Origin of the sequence: Geomonas edaphica (assembly GCF_004917075.1) — a bacterium.
In the GTDB taxonomy this organism is placed as follows: domain Bacteria; phylum Desulfobacterota; class Desulfuromonadia; order Geobacterales; family Geobacteraceae; genus Geomonas; species Geomonas edaphica.
In genome coordinates this window covers 184,593-204,075 of record NZ_SSYB01000001.1, presented here as the reverse complement: position 1 = coordinate 204,075, position 19,483 = coordinate 184,593, and the positions used below count along the sequence as shown (strand labels likewise).

Genomic DNA, 19,483 nt, shown 5'->3' with positions numbered 1-19,483 from the left:
GGGGTTTCAACGTAGAACGTAGAACGTTGAACGGCTTCTAGTCCTTAAGCGTGCACTCCTTCTCCCAGGTGAGATACCCGTCCCCGACGATGTCCCAGAACGACTCAATGCGCCCGGCGTAGAAGTCGAGTTCCGAGCATTCCGCCTCGATGGCGTGGAGAAACTTGAGCGAGATCAACTGGTGCCCGTACAGGAACCGGTAGAACTCGCGGACCCCGGCAAGGTACCCCTCGATCTCGTCGATGAGCGGCTCCATGGTGTTGACGATGTACCAGTTGCCGGCGAACTGACGCACGATCCCCGCACGCTCGTCGAAGATGCTGCGCTGCTTGATGGAGACGACAAAATCGCGGGTGAAGTAATCGGCGGCACCGGCCAATGCCGTCGCCTGTTCCGGCGACATGCCCGTCTGCTGTATCTCCTCGTAAAAACGGTGCAGCAGGTCGCTGACCAGTTTGTCGACCCGCACCTCGTCATCGAGGGTGGTCGGAACGTAATCCCTTTTATCGACCTTCAATACGTCAAATGCCTCTTCGCAAAATTCTGCCATGTGCACCTCTTTCTCTAAAGATGTTCAACGTTCAGCGCTCAACGTTCGCCACGGCTTTCCTTGTCCGCCCCTGCATCGTGGCGGCAGCCAAATCGTACGGTGCCACGAGACGGCATCTTGTGGAACGCAGAACGTTGAACGTTGAACGGCCGTTAGCCTCGCCTTCTCGGGTCGAGTGCGTCGCGGATCCCCTCCCCTACCAGGTTGTAGGAGAGCACGGTTACCAGGATGGCAAGCCCCGGGAAAAGGGAAAGCCACCAAGCGAATTCTATGTAGTCCTTGCCGGAGGTCAGGATGTTACCCCAACTGGGCGTCGGCGGCTGCACCCCGATACCGAGGAAGGAAAGCGCCGACTCGGTGAGTATGGCGCCGGCCACCCCGAGCGTCGCAGAAACCAGCACCGGCGAAAGCGCGTTGGGGAGAACATGGCGGAAGATGATGCGCAGATCCGACGCCCCGAGCACGCGGGCGGCCAGGATGAAGTCACGGCTCTTCAAGGAGAGAACCTCGGCACGCACCAGACGCGCCACCCCCATCCATCCGGTAAGTCCGATGATCACCATGATGTACCAGATGGAAGGCTCCAGCATGGCGATGACGGCAAGGATCAAGAAGAAGGTCGGGAAGCAGAGCATGATGTCGACGATCCGCATCAGCACCGAATCGATCCAGCCGCCATAGAACCCGGCGAAGAGCCCCACCACCGTACCGACGACGACGGCGATGCCGACCGCGACGAAACCGACCTTCAGGGAGACGCGCGCGCCGTAGACGACGCGGGTGAAGACGTCGCGCCCCAACTCATCGGTGCCGAACCAGTGTGCCGTTGAGGGAGGCAGGAGCACGTGCCACGCGTCGATGGTGTCCGGGCTGTAAGGCGTCACAGCGGCTGCCGCCAAAGACAGCAGGAACAACACCGCGATGACTACGAGCCCCGCGGTCGCAAAGCGGTTGGTCGTGAAACGCTCCCAGAACTCCCTGGCCGGGCTGCTCACCTTGTCACGCATGCCCCCTCCATGAAGCGACGATATCCGCATCCCCTACCCCTTTCCGTGCCTGATCCTGGGATCGGCGAGGGCGTAGCTCAGGTCGGCCAGGAGGTTTCCGATCAGGGTGAGGCAGGCGCCGATGACCAGGATCCCCATGACGAGCGGATAGTCGCGCGCCATGACGCCTTGGTAGAAGAGCTGCCCCATCCCGGGGATGGAAAAAATGGTCTCGAAGATGACGCTGCCGCCGATCAGGGCGGGGAGCGAAAAGCCTAGCAGGGTGATCACCGGGAGCAGCGCGTTCTTCAGGGCGTGCCGGTAGATGACCACCCGCTCCTTCACCCCCTTGGCGCGGGCGGTGGTGATGTAGTCCTGTGAAAGCACCTCGATCATGGTGGAGCGCATGTAGCGCGACAGCCCGGCAAGGCTACCGAAGGTGGCGATGGCGATGGGAAGCACCAGGTGTTTCCCGAGATCGAGAACGCGCCCGAAAAAGGGGAGCTGTTCGCTGCCAAGCGAGTGTATGCCCGAGATCGGCAGCCAGGAGAGCTTCACCCCGAAGAAGTACATGCAAAGAAGCGCCAGCCAGAAGGTCGGCACGGCAAATCCTACGAAGACAAAGACCGATATGGCGCGGTCGAGCAGCGTGTCGCGGTGCACTGCCGCCAGGATGCCGATGGGAAGTGCCAGACCGAATTCGAGGATCAGCGCGATCACGTTGAGCGAGATGGTGATCGGGATCCTTTCCTTTATCTTGTCGAGTACCGGTCGGTTGTCCGGCGCGAAGGAGCGGCCGAAGTCGAGCCGGGAGAGGTTCCCGAGCCACTTGCCGTACTGCACGTGCAGCGGCTTGTCCAGTCCGTAGAACTCGCGCAGCCGTGCCCGCGACTGAGCCGAGACCTTCGGGCTCATCGCCGTCTGCATCTCTACCGGTTCGCCCGGTGCGAGATGGATCACCGTAAAGGTGATCAGCGTGATCCCAAGGAGCAGCGGAATCAGCATGAGTATGCGTTTTATCAGGTAGTTGGCCATAGTTCTCTGAAGTAGTGGAGATGTACCAGAGCTTCGCTGTCAATCGTCAACTGTCAATCGTCAATTGCTATTCGACGTACCACTTGATGAAGTTATGCATGATCCCCGCTGGTGCCGGTTCGATCCCCTTTATCCTGGAGGAGACCACCGGCAGGGCGTCAGGGACGTACAGGAAGGTGTAGGGCTGGTCCTTCGCGAGGATCTCCTGGATGCGGTAGTAGCAGTCGCGCCGCTTCTCCATATCGAAGGTCCCCCTCCCCTCCACGATGAGCCGGTCCAGCTCGGGGTTTTTGTAGTTGATGAAGTTGAGTTCCTTAGGGCCGGTCTTCGAGGAGTGCCAGACGTCGAACAGGTCCGGGTCCTGGGAGATGGTCCACCCGAGGAGCACCGCCTCGAACTTCCCCTTGTCGATGAAGTTGGTGAGAAACGACGCCCATTCCACCACGCGGATCTTCACGTCGATGCCGACGCGCTTCAGCCGCATCTGGATGATCTGGGCCGCCTTAAGACGCTGGTCGTTCCCCTGGTTGGTTAGGATGGTGAAGCTGAGCGGCTTGCCGTCCTTCGTGAGGATGCCGTCCGCCCCCATGACGTAGCCCGCCTCACGCAATAGCGCCTGGGCGCGTGCCGGGTCGTAGCCGGGGTCGTTTTCCACCTTCGCCTTGTAGGCCCAGGTCCCTGGCTTGTAGGGGCCATGGGCGATCTGCCCCATCCCGAGTAGCACCCCCTGGATGATCTCTTCCTTGTTGATGGCACAGGTAATCGCCCGGCGCACCCTCGCGTCCTGGAACATGGGAAGGCGCAGGTTGTAACCGAGGTAGGTGTAGGCGGAGGCCGGATAGCGGTACTTGTTGAAGCGCGCCAGGAACTCCTTGGTATTGGTCTGGCGCTGGTACTGCACCGGGGAGAGCCCCATCATGTCGACCCCGCCAGCCTTCAGCTCCATGTACATGGTGGAACTGTCGGGGATGATGCGATAGACGTAGCGGGAAAGGCGCGGCTTCCCCTCCCAGTAGTTCGGATTCGCTTCGAGGATAAGGCGCTGCCCGGGGATCCACTCCTTGAAGATGTACGGGCCGGTGCCGATCGGGCTCCGGGCGAGCGGACTCTTGGTGATGTCCCTGCCCTCAAGCAGATGGGCGGGGAGGATGTTCATCCCCCAGGAGGCGAGCGCAGGTGCGAAAGGCTTCGCGTAGCGTACCTTGAAGGTGTAGGCGTCCGGGGCCTGCGCGCTCTGCACCTGCTTGAAATCCTCGGCGTAGGCGGTCGGGGTCTTGGGGTCGACGGTGACGCGGTAGGTGTAGAGCACGTCGCGCGAAGTAAAATCCTTGCCGTCATGCCATTTCACGCCGCGGCGCAGGTGGAAGGTGATCTGCAGGCCGTCCGGGGAGACCTCCCAGGACTCAGCCAAGTCCCCCTCGAGCTTCAAGTTCTTGTCGTAGCGGACCAGGCCGTTGTAGACGAGCCCGGCGATGTCGCTCGACGAGGTGTCAGTAGCGAGGGTCGGGATGAGGGTTGAAGGCTCCCCGATACTCCCGGTGACGAAGGAGGAACCATTGGCGCCTGGTCCACGGCTCCCGGCCCGGTCCGCAGGCGCACCCTGGCTGCAGGCGGTCAGCGTCAGAAGGACGAGGAGGAGAAGACGACGCAGCGGGATCATTTCTCGCCGGCTTCCTGTCGGCAGTGTTTGATCTTCTCGGCGAGCTCGGCGCTTTGCTCCGGCTCCATCTTCTGCAGCTTTTTGTAGAGCGGCAGTGCCTTCTTGTAGGCGCGGACGGCGCAGTAAGCGTCGGCCAGGTGCCCCATGACGATGGCGTCACCGTCGGAAAGCTCGACCGCACGCTCGAGCTGGGTAACCGCATCGTTGTAGCGCTTGAGCTTGAAGTAGGTCCACCCGAGGCTGTCCAGAATGAACCCGTCGTCAGGCTTCAGCTCGACCGCCTTTTTAAGGTAGGTGAGCGCCTCGTCCAAGTTCACCCCCATCTCCGCATAGGTGTACCCAAGGTAATTGAGTGCCTGCGCGTCGTTCGGGGTCGCCGCGATGACCTTCTTCATCATGTCGACGGAGAGTTCCTTCTGTCCCAGCTTGTCGTACATGATCCCCAGCCGGAACAGGACGCGCGGGTCCGCCTGGAGTTTCACGTCCATCGACTTCAGGGTATTGATGCCGAGCTGGTACTGCTCCATTGACTCGTAAAAGCCGGCCAGGTGCAGGTACGCTTCGATGCGGGAAGGCTGCTTGGCAATCTCCTCCAGGAGCAGGGTTACCCCCTTTTCCGGGTGCCCCTTCTCCTTGTACAGGTAGGCCAGGTGCCCAAGGGAATCCAGGTAATAGGCGGAGTCCCGCGGGATCATCTGGAACTGCTCGATGGCCTGATCTACGTCCTCTTTCTCCTCGAAGGCGCTGGCGAGATAGAAACGGACCTGCTGCGCGTCCGGCTCGGCCTTGAGGATATCCTGGAAGACCTTGATGGCCTCGTCGTAGCGCTCAAGCTCAAGCAGCAAAAGCCCGATCTTGCGCGAATTCTCCAGCGAGCGCCCGCCTTTTTGCTGCAACAGGGCGAGGGCCTCGTCGAGGCGCTTCTGCTGGATGTAAAGCTGCACGAGGTGCTGGATCACGTTTGCGTTGTTCGGGTTGATCTCAAGAAGGTCTTTGTAACTATCGATCGCGTCCGGGATGAGCCCCTGGGTCTCTTGGGAGATGCCCATCTCGATCAGGGCCTGCTCGAAGTCCGGCTTTATCTCGATGGCCTTCTTGTAATAGGAGAGCGCCTCCTTCGGCAGACGCATCTGCTCGTAGGTCTTCGCCAGGTAGTAGTACCCGAGCGCCGAGTCGGGCGAAGCCTTCACCAGCGACTTCAGCGTGTCCACCGCCTGCTCGTACTCGAAGCTCTTCAGGTAGTAGATGGCGACGTGCAGGTAGACGTCTTCCTTGGAAGGGTCGAGCTCGATCACCTTCTTGTAGTGCTGGACCGCCTCTTTTTCGCGCTGCAGCGTCATCAGGATGTTGCCGCAAAGAAGCTGTGCCGGCACGGACGAGGGGTCGATGCCGATGGCCGCCTGGCACTCAGCAAGCGCTTCTTCAGGACGGTTTTGCTGTAGGTAGATCTGGGCCGAGGTGTGATGCAGGAATGCGGAGTTCGGGTCGGCCGCTATCCCCTCCCGCAGCAAGACCTGCGCGGCGTCCAGGTCACCTTCGGCCGCCCGCAACCTCGCTAGAGCGAACAGGTACATGGTCTTCCCGCCACCGGGGGGCGGAGTCGGCGCGGTGATGACGCCTAGATCGGCAAGCGGCTTCGAAACCGAAGCTTGCTCGGTGGCGCAGGCGTTGATCAACAGGGGTAGAAAAAGGAGTGGCAGACACTTCTTGGTCATGGGGTACCTGTGGCTTCGGTAGATTTGGGGCAAAAACCTAAAAAACGCGGCACCCTCTCTGGATACAGTATCCGTGGGTGGCGCGGTTAATTACCATGAAAGCTAGCATAAATAGGTAGCAGCGTCAAACAACATTTAGCTGCATTTTAGGCGGTTGCGCCTCAAATGCGGTATGGTACTATTCTCAAATGAAATCATCATCTTACAGGTAAAACGATGATCCGAAGCGTTATAAAATCGCTATTTGAAGCTAAGGCCTACCCGGACCCGACGACGGAAGTGCGCCTGGTAGAGACGCACGTCTCCTTCATATTCCTCACCGATAACTTCGTCTACAAGGTGAAAAAGGCGGTAAATTACGGCTTTCTCGACTTCACCACTCTCGACCGGCGCCGCTTCTACTGCAACGAGGAAGTGCGCCTGAACCGCCGTCTTTGTCCCGAGGTCTACCTGGGCGTTGTCGAACTGCGCGACACCACGGACGGCCCCTGTTTCGGCGGTACCGGTCCGTTGCTCGACTACGCGGTGAAGATGCGGCGCCTGCCGCAGGAACGCATGCTCGACAGGCTCCTTGCCGAAGGAAACGTCGACGCCGGCGACATGACGCGCATCGCACAGGTGGTAGCGCGTTTCCACGAGGAGGCTGAACGCGGTCCGGTGATCGACGCCTGCGGAGAAACCGACGTTATACGCGAGAATTGGGAGCAGAATTTCCGACAGGCGGCCCACTTCGTAGATGCCACCATCTCAGCCGCCCAGATGACGGAGATCCGGCAGTGGGTGGCCTCCTTTCTCCAGGGAAACGACGCACTCTTTCGGGAGCGGGTGAGTGGGGGCTTCATCAGGGATTGCGACGGCGACCTGCACTCCGGCAACATCTGCCTCACCGACCCGGTTTGCATCTTCGACTGCATAGAATTCAACGAGAAGTTCCGGTACATCGACACGGCCGCCGACCTCGCCTTCCTGCTCATGGACCTGGAATACGCCGATCGAAAGGACCTGGCCAGCGAGCTTCTTAACGCCTACCAGGCGGCTAGCGGAGACATGGCGATGGCGCCGCTGCTCGACTTTTACAAGGCGCAGCGCGCCTTCGTGCGGGGCAAGGTGACCAGCCTGCGCCTAGAGCACGCGTCCCTCACCCAAACGGAGCGTGCCGCGGTCAAGGACGTGGCGATCCGCTACTTCAGGCTAGCGCGCGGCTACACCTTTAGAGCGAGAATGCAACCCATGCTCGTCCTCACCTGCGGGATGATCGGAAGCGGCAAGAGCACGCTCGCCCGCGCGCTCAGCCGTGAGTTGGGGCTCGCCCTAAAGCGTTCCGACGTAGTACGCAAGGAACTGGCCGGCGGTGCCATCGTGGGAGTGGCGCCTATCCAGTCCTACCGCGCCGGGATTTACAACAGCGACATGGACCAGGCCACCTACAACGCCCTCCTGACAGAGGCGGAGCGCTCGCTTTCCCGGTGTGAAGGGATGGTGGTGGATGCCACCTTCCGGCGCAGTGCGGACCGGGAGCGCTTCTGCGAGCTCGCCATGAGGCTAGGCGTGCCGTTTCTGATCGTCGAGACGCGCTGTTCCGAAGAGCTCGCGCACCGGCGCCTGGAGGCCCGAAACAGCGACGCAGCAGAGGTATCGGACGCGCGTTGGGAACATTACCGCCAGCTGCAGGCGGAGTTCGAGGCGCCGCAGCCGGGCGAGGCGATCGTTGTCGACAGCGCCCTTCCCGTTCACCAAGGAGTCGACCTGGTGATCGAGGCAGCGGGGATACTGTCATGAAAAAGACCATGAAGGAACTGGTAATACACCGGCTCAAATTGAAGGACACCTGGGTCATCTGCTTTGTGCTCGGGCTGGTCATGATGAACTACCCGTTCATCAGCATCTTCAACAAGGAGTATCTCCCCTTCGGGATACCGCTTCTCTACCTGTACCTGCTGGTTGGATGGAGTTTCTCCATCTTCATCGTCTACCTTTTCAGCCGCGCCGCGCGCCGCGAAGCCGATACCAAGGGGCACCTTTGATGCTTGAGGTTAACTGGGTCTGGGGCACTGCCCTGCTCTACATAGCCCTCCTCTTCCTGGTCGCCTACTACGCCGATCTACGACAGAAGGCCGGGCGCAGCATCACGGCCAACGCCTGGGTCTACTCCCTCTCCATCGCGGTCTACGCCACATCCTGGACCTTCTACGGCAGCGTCGGGAAGGCCGCCACCACCGGGATCGATTTCCTACCCGTCTACCTGGGCCCCACCCTGACCGCCTTTACCTGGTGGTTTCTGCTGAAGAAGATGGTGCGGATCTCCAAAGAAAACAACATCACCTCCATCGCCGACTTCATCAGCTCCCGCTACGGTTCTTCGCAGTGGCTTGGTGCCATCATCACGGTGATCACGCTCATGGGAGTGATGCCCTACATCGCCCTGCAGTTGAAGGCGGTCTCCACTTCCTTCACCATCATCACCGGCTACCACGACTTCCACCTAGGCTTCATGGAACGGGCCTACATCCCCTCCCCGCACCCCGGGCTTTTCACGGCGCTGCTGCTGGCGGTGTTCAGCGTGCTGTTCGGGGCGAGACACCTGACCTCCACCGAGCGCCACGACGGCCTCGTGGCGGCCATTGCGCTGGAATCGGTCGTCAAGCTCGTCGCCATGCTGGTCGTCGGCGCCTTCATCACCTACTTCGCCTTCGACGGCATGGGGGACATCTTCTGGCGCATGTTCCAGAAGGAGCCGCACACGCTGGCGCGCCTCGTCACGCTCGACGCGACGGGGGAGAACTCCTACGCCTCGATGTTCAGCATTCTCGCGCTCTCGATGAGCGCGGTCATGCTCCTGCCGCGCCAGTTCCAGGTCATGGTGCTGGAAAACGCGCATGAGGCGCACCTGAACAGCGCATCCTGGCGCTTCCCCGCCTACATGTTCCTCATGAACCTGTTTGTCATGCCCATCGCACTCGCCGGAATCCTGATGACAGGGAGCAACAGCGGTGCCGACTACTTCGTGCTCACACTGCCGATGCGGCTTGAGTCACCGTGGCTCGCCCTGGTCGCCTTCTTGGGCGGGTTCTCGGCATCGGCAGGGATGGTGATGGTCGAATCCATCGCCGTCTCCACCATGCTTTTGAACCATGTGCTGATGCCGGTCGTGATCCGCTTCCGGCCGCAGTCCTGGTTCCCCCTCCTGCTCATCAACCTGAAGCGCTTCGGCATTGTGCTCGTCATCCTGCTCGGGTACCTGTACCAAAGTGCGGTGGGCGAGAGCTACATGCTCGCCAACATGGGGCTGATCTCCTTCTCCGCAGCGGTCCAGTTCGCCCCCGCCCTGATCGGCGGTCTCTACTGGCCGCGCGGCAACAAGGCGGGCGCCATCACAGGGCTTTTGCTCGGCTTCGCGGTCTGGTCCTACACTCTGCTCCTCCCCTCAGTGCTGCAGGCGGGGGGGTGGCAGACCGACCTTTTACTCTACGGCCCGTTCGGGATCGAGTTTTTACGCCCCCAGGCACTCTTCGGGCTGACCGGACTGGACGAGTTCACCCACACGCTCTTCTGGAGCATGTTCATGAACATCGCAGCCTACCTCTCCCTCTCCATCCTTCTTGGCCAGGGGGAGAAAGAGAGCGAACAGATGAACCGCTTCGTGCGTGTCTTCTCGCAGGAGGGGACGCCGCAGTGGGAGACCAAGCGCCTCTCGAAGCCGGTCACCATCGTGCAATTCGTTACCCTCATGTCCAAGTTCATCGGCGAACAGCAGGCCCACGCCGCGATCGCGGACTATCTGGGGGAACGCGAGATCGACGGCAAGGGGGGGGTCTCCGAGTTCGAGCTCCCGAACCTGAAGCGCTTCGTGGAAAAGACCCTCGCCGGCTCGCTAGGGGGGGCCGCCGCCGGCGCAGTCGTCGAGAGTTATCTAAGCGACATCGGCTCCAAGATGGAGCCTGTGTTCGACATTTTTTCCACGGTGCGCACCTCACGCGACCAAAGCCGAGAGGCCCTTTTCGTCAGGCTGCGTGCGTCCGAGATCATGAACCGCTCGCTCGAACTCGACATCATCATGGGGGATCTTCTCGAGCTTCTTTTGCGTGAATTCAAGCTTGATCTTGCCGTGATACGGCTTTTAAACGAGGAATCGGTATTGAAGGTCCGCTCCTACCGGGGCGTCGGCGGGGAAAGAATCACCGCGGAGGATCGTATCCTCGAGATAGACACCCACGTCGGCGAGGCATTTCTCGGGCGCCGGACCGAATTCTTCAACGACACCGCCTTCATCACCAAACCGATCGCCAAGGAGATCTTCCAGAAGGAAGGGATCAAGTCCTTCGCCCATATCCCGATCGCGAGCGAGGGGGCCCCTCCGGTTGGAGTTCTTTCGGTATTCTCCCGCTCCATCATCGGTCTTTTCACCGAGCAGTTCGTCGAGCTTCTTGAGAGCCTTGCAGGGCAGCTCGCCCAGGCGGTGCGTATCGTCGAGGAGCGGGAGGCGAAGGAGCGCGAGCGGCGCCAGAAGGAGGCTGCACTTCTGGAGAACGCACGGGTAACCCGCGACCTCGAGCTTGCCAAGCAGATCCAGCTCTCGCTCCTGCCGGAAAACCCGCCGTCACTCCCCGGGCTGCGCATCGCCAGCCGCTGCGTGCCCGCAGCACACGTTGGTGGCGACTACTACGACTTCTTCCACCGCAGCACCGGGGTCATGGACGTGGTCATGGGGGACGTCTCAGGCCACAGCGTCGGGGCCGCCCTCATCATGGTCGAGACAAGGAGCGTACTGCGCGCCCAGATGCAGGAGTCGAGGTCCCCGAAGGACCTTTTGAAGCTTTTGAACGAGCTTTTGTACGAGGACCTGACCGGCGCCGAACTCTTCATCACCATGTTCTGCGCAAGGTACGACGGCACGGAACGCGCCCTCACCTTCGCCAACGCGGGTCACACCCGCCCCATCCTGTTCCGCGGCGGGACCTGGCAGGAGTTGGACGCCGAGGGACTCATCCTGGGTGTCGAAAAAAATGTCGTTTTCGAGGAGCGACGTACCCCGCTGGAACCGGGGGACCTCCTCTTCATTTACACAGACGGCATCATCGAGGCGGAGAACGATGCGGGGGATTTCTTCGGGGTGGACCGGCTTTGCCGGCTCCTCTCCGGGCTGCTTAAAGAGGAGCCAGAGGTGGTTATCGAGAGGGTGCTGACCGAGGTGGGAAACCACGCCTGGCCCCAACCTTTACAGGACGACATTTCCATGGTAGTCATGAAGGTGGCGTGACCACAGGGGGGCGCCTCTTGCTAAATGTCGGCACTTATTGCACAATAAAGCAGGGTGTATACCGTATCGGACCTCACAACAAGGAGAAGGCCATGAACCTAGCAAGCGAGACGAGGAACGACGTTGTAATTATATACGTCAAGGAGGAAAGGCTGGACGCGCACAATTCCACCGAGCTGAAGAGCGCGGTGCAGAAGCTTTTTGAGGACGGCAAGAAGAACGTGCTGGTGGACCTGAAGGATGTCCGTTTTATCGACAGCTCCGGTCTCGGCGCGCTGGTGTCCGGATTCAAGAACGCCATTTCGCATCAGGGGAACCTGAAGCTTTCCTCGCTGCAGTCTCAGGTCAAGTCGATGTTCGAATTGACCCGATTGCACCGGGTCTTCGAGATTTTCCCATCCACAGTGGAGGCAGTGGAGAACTTTCAGTCCTAGGCGGGGCCCATGGTCCTGAAGCGAGGCTCTAGATGCAAGGGAACACGATCGAGGTCGACATAAAGGTCCCCAACAAGACCAGGTACCTGAGTCTTATCGGGAAGATCGGGGAGGACATCGCCCGCGAGCTTGAGCGCTTCAGCGGGGATAAGGAGGTGCTCGCCTACCACCTGAATCTGGTCCTCACCGAGGCGATGGTGAACGCCATAAAGCATGCCGGCCCCAAAGAGCCGGAAAAGCTCGTTCGCATCGTGATAAGCCTGCACCGCGATGATCTCACCATCAGGGTTTACGACGACGGTCAAGGATTCGACATCAACGCCATCCCCGCCCCCAACTTCGAGGAGTTGGAGGACCGGGGACGCGGCATCTTCTTGATCCGTACCCTGATGGACTCGGTCGCTTACAGAAAGAGCTGCAAGGAAAACATGCTTGAGATGAAAAAGAAACTCGCCTGACCCCTATCCGCGGCGGTAGCGTCGGATCACCATCGCCGCGCCCAGAAGGAACATCGGCAAGCTAAGCATCTGCCCCATAGACAGCCCTCCGAAGAGAAAACCTATCTGCTCGTCGGGTTCCCTGACGAACTCCACCAGGAAACGGAACAGTCCGTATAGCGCGATGAAGGACCACACCACGACCCCGTCCTTATTCACTTTGCGCGAAACCAGGTAAAGAATCGTGAACATGACCGGCCCCTCGAGAAACGCCTCGTAGAGCTGGGAAGGGTGGCGCGGCAGCGGTCCTCCGCTCGGGAAGACGATCCCCCAGGGGACGTCGGTAACCCGGCCGTAGAGCTCGCCGTTGATGAAGTTGCCGATCCTGCCAAAACCAAGCCCCACCGGGCCCGCCAGAAAGCCTATGTCAGCAAGGGGATAGAAGGCGAGCTTGTGCTTGCGGATGTAGTAAAGGCTCGCCAGGGTGGCGCCGATCAGGCCACCGTGGAAGGACATCCCCCCCTCCCAAACCGCGAACAGTTTCAGCGGGTGGCTCAGGTAATAGGAGAGGTTGTAAAAGAGTATGTAGCCGATGCGGCCACCAAGGATCACCCCGAGGGCGACGGTGAAGATGATGTCGGCGACCTGGTCCTTGTTGAGCGGCAGCCCCTTACGCTTCACACCGGAGAGGATGATGAAGTAGGAGCTGACGAAGCCGCAGATGTACATGAGACCGTACCAGCGGAATTCCAGCGGCCCAAGGCGCAGGAAAACCGGGTCGATGTTGGGAAAAACCATGCTTTTCTCCAGGCGGTGATGCCGGCCGGACCGGTAACCGCACTTGGCGGCGCCCGGTCCGGGGTTGGCGAGATGTCTTGTTATTTACGGTATTCGGCGGGGACGCCCAGGCGGTCGGCGCTCTCCTGAAGCTGTTCGAGTCTCTTGCGCTGCGCCTGGACCCGGTCCTCGGCGTACCTGATGCTGTTCTGGATGGAGAGGTACTCGGAGCGACTCATGGTCGAGGTGTCGCGCAGCCTCCCCTTGAGCGTTGCGAGGTCAGACTCCGCGTTTTTAAGGTTGAACTCGGCCTGTCCAAACTCCCTGCGCCAGGCGGCCTCGTCCTTCCCGCCGTAGAGCTTCTTACCGGCTTCCGGCTCGTCCTTCTTCGCCTTGGCCGGTTCCGCCGGGGCCTCGTTGATGATCTTCACCGACTCCTCATCGCCGCCGAGCCTTTTGGCCTTTTTCCGGTACTTCTTCGGAACCTTGCCGAGGTCCTCGGCGAAGTTCACCGTTCCCCTCTCGTCGGTCCACTGGTAGGTCTCTGCGATGGCCGTGAGCGGGTAGAGCAGCAGCAACAGCACGAGCAGTTTTTTCATCTTTTCTCTCCTTAGGCTGTACCGTTTCAGGTTCCGTTCCCCCCGAAGCTAACCCGGAGGCCACCCGAGCTTGCGCCCGGCCAAAAGGTGGAAATGAATGTGAAATACGGACTGGCCGGCGCCGGCGTTGGTGTTGTTCACCAGGCGGAACCCCTCCTCGTCGAAGCCGCGTTCACGGGCGAGGGAGGCGGCAATACGGTGCACCGCACCGATCAGTTGGTCGTCCTCAGGGGCGAGTTCCAGTGCGTTCACCAGATGCTTCTTCGGGATGAGGAGCATGTGCACCGGGGCCACCGGGTTTATGTCCTCAATGGCGAAGAGGAGGTCGTCCTCGTAGACCTTCTTGACCGGGATGCGCCCGTCCGCCATCTTGCAGAAAAGACAGTCATTCATGTGAAACACCTCCTGCGGCATGGAAATCTACTCCGAAGCGTCCGCGTCCCCGGGTTCGGGAACTGCGTCGCCCTTTTTCAGATGGATCAGGAACTCCTTGTTCCCCTTGGGGCCGAGGATCGGGGAGTCGCAGACGCCGAGGACGGTAAGGCCCAGGCCACGGGCGAGATCGGTGATGCCATCGACCACCTCCTGGTGCTTTTTCGCGTCCCGCACCACGCCCCCCTTACCTACTTGCCCGCGTCCCACCTCGAACTGCGGCTTGATGAGGGCGACGACGATGCCGTCCTCCTTGATGAGGCGCAGCGTCGGCGGAAGCACCTTGTCCAGAGAGATGAACGAGGCGTCGATGACGGCAAGATCCGGGGTTTCCGGGAGCGACTCCAGGTAACGGATGTTGGTCTTCTCGAGGTTCACCACCCGCGGGTCTTCGCGCAGCTTCCAGGCGAGCTGGCCGTACCCCACGTCGACGGCGAAGACGCGCCGGGCGCCGCGCTGCAACAGGCAATCGGTGAAGCCGCCGGTTGAGGCGCCGACGTCGACGGCGCAAAGCCCGGCGACTTCGATACCGAAGCGGGCAAGCCCCTCGGCAAGCTTCAGGCCGCCGCGGCTTACGTACGGCAGCGGCTCACCCTTCAGGCGAATCTCCGCCTCGGGGGCGACCATGAGCCCCGCCTTGTCGGCCAGATGGTCGTTCACCACCACCTGCCCGGCCATGATGAGCGCCTTGGCCCTCTCCCGCGAGGGGGCGAGCCCCCGTTCGAACACCAGCTTGTCCAGTCTTTCCTTCGCCACCGTTACTCCAAAATCAGAAACAAAAACAAAGCTTCAACGCAAAGACTCGGAGCCGCAAAGGCGCAAAAAACAATCCACGTTATAAGCCTTAACAGTAATTTACTTTTTTCCGTCTTTGCGTCTTCGCGCCTTGGCGTCTTTGCGTTAAGGCCTTTTGCCGTTAATAAAGCCCGTGCAGCGGGCCGCCGGGTGCTGCCAGTTCGTCCACCTTGCGCTCCACCGCGGGATCCTCGACCAGGGGCGGGGCGTGGTGCGGTTTCACGCGCGCATCGATCACGACGGGTCCGGTGCACCCCCACTGCTTGCAGACCATGGAGGCACCCACGCCGTAGATGTCGGCGGCGGGATCACTGCGGGTGAAGGTCACCCAGAGGAAGTTGTTCAGCTCCGCCGCGGTGAAACGGCTGTCGTCGCAGACCACGATGAGCGGGAAGCCCTCCAGCCCCTCGACGCCGGCTAGCGTCTCGCAAAGCTCATCCATCCGCTCATCAGGTTCCCCCTTCCTGGTCTGGCAGGCGGGTCCGCGCAGCGCGATGACGCCCGGGAGGCAGAGCATGGGGTCGACGAAGCCGGCGGGGAGCCTGAGTCCTGCGGGAAGCTCGGCAGCGAGGGTGCGGCGCTTCTCCCCGATCGCGGCGATGACCACCTTGGAGCCGCTGTTCAGCCCCGAGCCGGAGTAATCCAGGGTGTCCATTGTGGTTGCGGTCTGGAAGTGCAGGTCACGGCGCGGGTCGAAACGCTCAAGAACGTGGCCCAAAAACGCCGGGATGTCGTGGATGTCCAGGCGCGGCGCGTCCTCGTGGGCGGCGATCATCAGGTACTTAGCCAGGGAGAGTTGCCCCTGCCCAAGCACCGCGTTAGCGATGGTCAGAAGCTCCTGCGGCGTGCGCCGCTCGCCGTACGGGACGTAGCGTTCACTGCCTACGGCGAACAAAAGCGGATGCACCCCCGCCGCGTCCACCGCGTGCACCGCCTTCACCCCGGGGATGACGGTCGGGATGAGCGGTCCGGTGAGCTCATGAATGAAGGCGCCGAACGAAGTATCCTCCTGCGGCGGGCGCCCCACCGTGGTGAAGGGCCAGATGGCGCCGTCGCGGTGGAAGACCTCTTCGACTTTCACCACCGGGAAATCGTGTGCGAGGCTGTAATAGCCGAAATGGTCGCCGAAGGGGCCCTCGGGGAGCGTTCTTTTCGGGTCGACGATGCCGGTGATACAGAAATCCGCCTGTGCCGGGACGGGAAGCCCCCCCTCGCGCTGCACCATCTCGATGCGGTGCCCGGCTAAAAGCCCGGCGAAGGAGAGTTCCGGCATCCCCTCGGGAAGCGGCATGACCGCGGCGACCGTCATGGACGGGGGGCCGCCGACGAAGATGTTGACACGGAACGGCTCCCCCCGCTCGATGGCCTCGGAGTGGTGAAAGCCGATGCCGCGGTGGATCTGGTAGTGCAGCCCGATCTCCTCGTTCTCCCGGTAGGCGCCGCCGGAGAGCTGCACCCGATACATGCCGAGGTTCGAATGGCGCAACCCGGGTTGAGCCGCACTCTCGGAATAGACTTGGGGAAGCGTGATGAAGGCGCCGCCGTCGTCGGGCCAGGACTTCAACTGCGGCAGGCCGGCGATCGTGGTGCGATTGGCAAGAACCGGGCCGTCCGTCACCGTTTTCGGGAGGAGGTGCCAAGCAGCGGGGACCGCGCCGAGCAGGGTGGTCGGTTCTTTCAGCGCCGTGCGCGGGTCCACCTTGAGCTTCACCAGGCGCTCCACCGCTTTGAGGGTGTCCCTGAAGATGTATCTCGTGCGGTCGAGGGTCCCGAAAAGGTTCCCGAGCATGGGGAAGGAGCTCCCCTTAACCCTGGTGAAAAGCAGCGCCGGGCCGCCTGCCTGGTAGACGCGGCGCTGGATCGACCCGATCTCGAGTTCCGCGGAAAGTTCGCAGTCAATCCTGACCAGCGCGCCGGTGCGCTCCAAGTCAGCGACGCAGGATGCAAGGTCTTTATATCCCAACCGATTCCTCCGGACGATTCCAGCCTGAACAACGGACTACTATTAATGCAGCCCCGCAGCCAAGTCAACACAAAAGACCCCCGAGCCCGCACGCAGAGAGGGCTCAGCCGCGGTTACCGGCACAGTCGAACAAGGCCATCGGCAACGGAGCCCCCGGGCGCGCCCCCTCACCTCGCCTCCTAGCTCTCCCGAACGGTGTCGAAACACTATTCTGAAAAGAGCTTTTGTGCTAACCTGCCGAACTGATTAACCACATGGGAGAGCCACGTGCCACGTTTCACCATCTTCAAAAAGATCCTCGTCATCACGCTGCTGCTCTCCCTGCTGCCGCTCTTCGTCTCGTCCGTCATCCTCTTAGCCAACCTGCAGGCAACCAGCATCAAGCTCTCGATGGAGATAACCGAGTCCGACGACCGCCAGGCCGTCGAGTCGCTGCAGATGAGGGCGCGGGACCTCGCGGAAAACATCAAAGATTTCCTGCACCAGTGCGAGAGTGATCTCCTCTTCGTTTCGCGGTCTCGGCTCGACCGAGAGACCCTGCTCGACTTCTACCAGACCAGGCTCTCAGAGGTCTGGCAGCGCGGCGGCGGTGCCACCGAAGCCCAGGGGACCCACGAGTTCCGCCCCATCTACCGCTCCATCGCCATCATCGACGCAAAGGGGCGGGAGCGCCTGGCGATCCGCAACGGCAGCTTCGTCCCGGAAAGGGAGCTTGCCGACGTCTCCGCCCCCGCGAACACGGAGTTCAAAAGCGAGGACTACTTCCGCCGCGTGCGCGCCTTGAAGCCGGGCGAGATCTACGTATCGCACCTGACCGGCTTTCACGTCAGCAAGCAGGAGCAGTTGGCGGGCGCCCCGGACCCGGAAAGCGCCTACGACGGCAAGATTTACCAGGGGGTGATCCGCTTCGGAGCGCCGCTTTTCGACCGCAAAGGGAATTTCGCCGGCATGGTGCTCCTCTCCCTGGACCACCGCCACCTGATGGAGTTCACCCAGCACATCGACCCGGGCAAGAACGCGGCGGCCCTCTTTCCCTCCTACCAAAGCGGCAACTACGCCTTTTTGTTCGACGACGAGGGATGGATCATCACGCACCCGAAGTACTGGGACATCCGTGGTGTGGACCCAAGCGGCAAGCTGGTCCCCCCATACAGCGACAAGTCGAGCAAGGCGGATGTGGACAGCGGCCGCATCCCCTTCAACCTCGACTTCGCCGGTTTCATTCATCCCGGATACCCGCAGGTGGCCGAGGCGGTGCGCGCCAAGCGGGAGGGACATGTGGACATCACCAACGTGGGGGGAGCCAAGAAGATCATGGCCTACGCGCCCATCTTCTACGACACCGGTAACTACGCGAAGCACGGCATCTTCGGTGGCGTCACCATAGGCTTCCAGGTTGATCGCTTCCACGAGGCGTCCCGCAAGGGAAGCAGGCTCATCAGCCGCCAACTCGGGGAGCACCGCAAGGCAAGCGGGGTCATCATCCTGATCACCGCCGTCTTCTCCGCGCTTTCAGCCTGGCTTTTGTCACGCGGCATCAGCGTTCCGCTCAGGCAGCTCACCGTGAGTGCCAAAAAGCTCGCCGCCGGCGACAGCGCGGTCAGGGTCGCGGTGAACTCCGCCGACGAGATCGGCGTCCTCGCCCAGACCTTCAACTACATGGCCGACGAGCTGGACCGCCGCAAACATAGCCTCCTCGCCACACTGGAAGAGCTCAAGAAGTCACGGCTGGAGATCCTTGACGAACGCAACTTCAAGGAGAGCGTGCTGCAGAGTATCTCGAGCGGCATCGTGACCTTCTCCCCGGAGGGCTTCCTCACCTCCATCAACAGCACCGGCCGTCTCTTCCTGGGCGAGGGGATCGCCACGGGAATGCATTACCGCGAGGTTTTCAACGGCTGGGGGATACTAGGCGACCGGATCGCCGACGTCTTCGCAACCGGTTCGGGATACGGGCGCGAGACCTTTCGTTTCGACCATGAACCGGGCAAGACCCATTTCGACGTCGGCTTCTTCCCCATCGGCGTCGATTCCGACCAGGGACTTACCGTGACTCTGCGCAACGAGACCGAGCGCGAGAACCTGCACGAGGAGATGATGAGACTAGACCGCCTCGCCTCCCTTGGGAAGCTCTCGGCGGGGATCGCCCACGAGGTGCGCAACCCGCTGACCGGAATCTCGCTGTTACTGGACGACCTGCACGACCAGACGACCTCCAACCCGGCAGATAAGGAGCTCATCAAGAAGGCCCTCGTCGAGATCGAGCGGGTGGAAAAGCTGATCAACGCCCTTTTGAACTACTCTTCCCCGGTGCGCGCAGAGTTCAGGGAGTGCGACCTCAACCGGCTCGTGAACGACACCGTGCTCCTGATGCGGCGACCGTGCGAGAAACAGCAGGTACAGCTGGTCATGAACGAGGGGGAGGTCCCCCCTTTCCGATTCGACCCGGAGAAGATCAAGCAGGCGGTGCTCAACATCATCAAGAACGCGCAGCAGGCCCTTCCCGGCGGTGGACGTATCGAGGTCTCCACCGCCGTTGCCGATGGGTACGCCGTGATCACCATCAGCGACGACGGCCCCGGGATCGCCAGCGAGGACCAGCCCCTTATTTTCGAACCGTTCTTCACAAGAAAGGGAGCCGGCACCGGTCTCGGCCTTTCGATCACCCAGCGCATCGTCGAAGAGCACCAAGGGCGGGTCCAGGTGGAGAGCGCACAGGGTCGGGGAACCCGGTTCACCGTCGAGCTGCCGCTTGGCGAACAAAAGGAAGCGGATTGAGTCCAGGGCGGCAAAGGTAATCCCCCCTCCCGGCCTCCCCCCTCCCCGGGGGAGGTGCAGAGCCG

At 61.4% G+C, this 19,483-nt stretch carries 16 protein-coding genes; 6 read left to right on the top strand and 10 right to left on the bottom strand.

The window, feature by feature from the left end:
• Positions 1-37 precede the first annotated feature (37 nt).
• From E8K79_RS00845 to E8K79_RS00825, 5 genes are all read right to left on the bottom strand, one after another.
• A complete protein-coding gene (locus E8K79_RS00845) occupies positions 38-550 on the bottom strand; it encodes a hypothetical protein (RefSeq protein WP_136513042.1) in 513 nt (170 codons plus the stop codon).
• 152 nt (positions 551-702) lie between these two features.
• Positions 703-1,557, bottom strand: a complete 855-nt coding sequence (gene opp4C, locus E8K79_RS00840) for an oligopeptide ABC transporter permease (protein ID WP_136513041.1) — start codon at positions 1,555-1,557, stop codon at positions 703-705.
• Positions 1,558-1,590: 33 nt separating this feature from the next.
• Positions 1,591-2,571 (bottom strand): ABC transporter permease, encoded by a 981-nt coding sequence (locus tag E8K79_RS00835; protein ID WP_135870187.1) that lies wholly within the window; start codon positions 2,569-2,571, stop codon positions 1,591-1,593.
• Between the two features lie 67 nt (positions 2,572-2,638).
• Positions 2,639-4,231, bottom strand: a complete 1,593-nt coding sequence (locus E8K79_RS00830; RefSeq protein WP_136513040.1) for a peptide-binding protein — start codon at positions 4,229-4,231, stop codon at positions 2,639-2,641.
• Positions 4,228-5,946, bottom strand: coding sequence for a tetratricopeptide repeat protein (locus tag E8K79_RS00825; protein ID WP_136513039.1), 1,719 nt, complete (start codon positions 5,944-5,946; stop codon positions 4,228-4,230). The genes E8K79_RS00830 and E8K79_RS00825 overlap by 4 nt, the downstream gene beginning before the upstream one ends.
• Before the next feature lie 216 nt (positions 5,947-6,162).
• On the opposite strand from E8K79_RS00825, the gene E8K79_RS00820 reads away from it, so the two are divergent.
• The 5 genes from E8K79_RS00820 (at position 6,163) to E8K79_RS00800 (ending at position 12,095) form a co-directional block, all read left to right on the top strand.
• Positions 6,163-7,725, top strand: a complete 1,563-nt coding sequence (locus tag E8K79_RS00820; protein WP_136513038.1) for a bifunctional aminoglycoside phosphotransferase/ATP-binding protein — start codon at positions 6,163-6,165, stop codon at positions 7,723-7,725.
• A complete protein-coding gene (locus tag E8K79_RS00815; protein WP_136513037.1) occupies positions 7,722-7,970 on the top strand; it encodes a hypothetical protein in 249 nt (82 codons plus the stop codon). Before E8K79_RS00820 ends, E8K79_RS00815 begins: the two co-directional genes overlap by 4 nt.
• Positions 7,970-11,203, top strand: coding sequence for a SpoIIE family protein phosphatase (locus tag E8K79_RS00810; protein WP_136513036.1), 3,234 nt, complete (start codon positions 7,970-7,972; stop codon positions 11,201-11,203). Before E8K79_RS00815 ends, E8K79_RS00810 begins: the two co-directional genes overlap by 1 nt.
• 92 nt (positions 11,204-11,295) lie before the next feature.
• The gene (locus E8K79_RS00805) at positions 11,296-11,637 is read left to right on the top strand and encodes an STAS domain-containing protein (RefSeq protein ID WP_129125724.1); all 342 of its coding nucleotides are present in this window, start codon (positions 11,296-11,298) and stop codon (positions 11,635-11,637) included.
• 32 nt (positions 11,638-11,669) lie between these two features.
• Positions 11,670-12,095, top strand: coding sequence for an ATP-binding protein (locus tag E8K79_RS00800; RefSeq protein ID WP_129125725.1), 426 nt, complete (start codon positions 11,670-11,672; stop codon positions 12,093-12,095).
• Positions 12,096-12,098: 3 nt separating this feature from the next.
• Here E8K79_RS00800 and lgt read toward each other — a convergent pair whose 3' ends face one another.
• From lgt to E8K79_RS00775, 5 genes are all read right to left on the bottom strand, one after another.
• The gene (lgt, locus tag E8K79_RS00795; protein WP_135870193.1) at positions 12,099-12,872 is read right to left on the bottom strand and encodes a prolipoprotein diacylglyceryl transferase; all 774 of its coding nucleotides are present in this window, start codon (positions 12,870-12,872) and stop codon (positions 12,099-12,101) included.
• A gap of 80 nt (positions 12,873-12,952) precedes the next feature.
• Positions 12,953-13,450 (bottom strand): DUF4124 domain-containing protein, encoded by a 498-nt coding sequence (locus E8K79_RS00790; protein ID WP_136513035.1) that lies wholly within the window; start codon positions 13,448-13,450, stop codon positions 12,953-12,955.
• A 48-nt stretch (positions 13,451-13,498) separates the two neighbouring features.
• The gene (locus E8K79_RS00785) at positions 13,499-13,843 is read right to left on the bottom strand and encodes a histidine triad nucleotide-binding protein (RefSeq protein ID WP_136513034.1); all 345 of its coding nucleotides are present in this window, start codon (positions 13,841-13,843) and stop codon (positions 13,499-13,501) included.
• A gap of 27 nt (positions 13,844-13,870) precedes the next feature.
• On the bottom strand, positions 13,871-14,638 hold the full coding sequence (locus tag E8K79_RS00780; RefSeq protein WP_136513033.1) for a TlyA family RNA methyltransferase: 768 nt from the start codon (positions 14,636-14,638) through the stop codon (positions 13,871-13,873).
• Positions 14,639-14,798: 160 nt separating this feature from the next.
• Positions 14,799-16,640: a UbiD family decarboxylase gene (locus tag E8K79_RS00775; protein ID WP_136513032.1), complete on the bottom strand. Its 1,842-nt coding sequence runs from the start codon at positions 16,638-16,640 to the stop codon at positions 14,799-14,801.
• A gap of 267 nt (positions 16,641-16,907) precedes the next feature.
• On the opposite strand from E8K79_RS00775, the gene E8K79_RS00770 reads away from it, so the two are divergent.
• Positions 16,908-19,418, top strand: a complete 2,511-nt coding sequence (locus tag E8K79_RS00770; protein ID WP_136513031.1) for a PAS domain-containing sensor histidine kinase — start codon at positions 16,908-16,910, stop codon at positions 19,416-19,418.
• Positions 19,419-19,483: the final 65 nt, after the last annotated feature.

Bases quoted from the DNA above. Each gene is read 5' to 3' on its own strand.
- E8K79_RS00830 (WP_136513040.1), bottom strand. From the start codon at position 4,231: ATGATCCCGCTGCGTCGTCTTCTCCTCCTCGTCCTTCTGACGCTGACC.
- lgt (WP_135870193.1), bottom strand. From the start codon at position 12,872: ATGGTTTTTCCCAACATCGACCCGGTTTTCCTGCGCCTTGGGCCGCTG.
- E8K79_RS00825 (WP_136513039.1), bottom strand. From the start codon at position 5,946: ATGACCAAGAAGTGTCTGCCACTCCTTTTTCTACCCCTGTTGATCAAC.
- E8K79_RS00805 (WP_129125724.1), top strand. From the start codon at position 11,296: ATGAACCTAGCAAGCGAGACGAGGAACGACGTTGTAATTATATACGTC.
- opp4C (WP_136513041.1), bottom strand. From the start codon at position 1,557: ATGCGTGACAAGGTGAGCAGCCCGGCCAGGGAGTTCTGGGAGCGTTTC.
- E8K79_RS00845 (WP_136513042.1), bottom strand. From the start codon at position 550: ATGGCAGAATTTTGCGAAGAGGCATTTGACGTATTGAAGGTCGATAAA.
- E8K79_RS00820 (WP_136513038.1), top strand. From the start codon at position 6,163: ATGATCCGAAGCGTTATAAAATCGCTATTTGAAGCTAAGGCCTACCCG.
- E8K79_RS00810 (WP_136513036.1), top strand. From the start codon at position 7,970: ATGCTTGAGGTTAACTGGGTCTGGGGCACTGCCCTGCTCTACATAGCC.
- E8K79_RS00815 (WP_136513037.1), top strand. From the start codon at position 7,722: ATGAAAAAGACCATGAAGGAACTGGTAATACACCGGCTCAAATTGAAG.
- E8K79_RS00800 (WP_129125725.1), top strand. From the start codon at position 11,670: ATGCAAGGGAACACGATCGAGGTCGACATAAAGGTCCCCAACAAGACC.
- E8K79_RS00835 (WP_135870187.1), bottom strand. From the start codon at position 2,571: ATGGCCAACTACCTGATAAAACGCATACTCATGCTGATTCCGCTGCTC.
- E8K79_RS00790 (WP_136513035.1), bottom strand. From the start codon at position 13,450: ATGAAAAAACTGCTCGTGCTGTTGCTGCTGCTCTACCCGCTCACGGCC.
- E8K79_RS00785 (WP_136513034.1), bottom strand. From the start codon at position 13,843: ATGAATGACTGTCTTTTCTGCAAGATGGCGGACGGGCGCATCCCGGTC.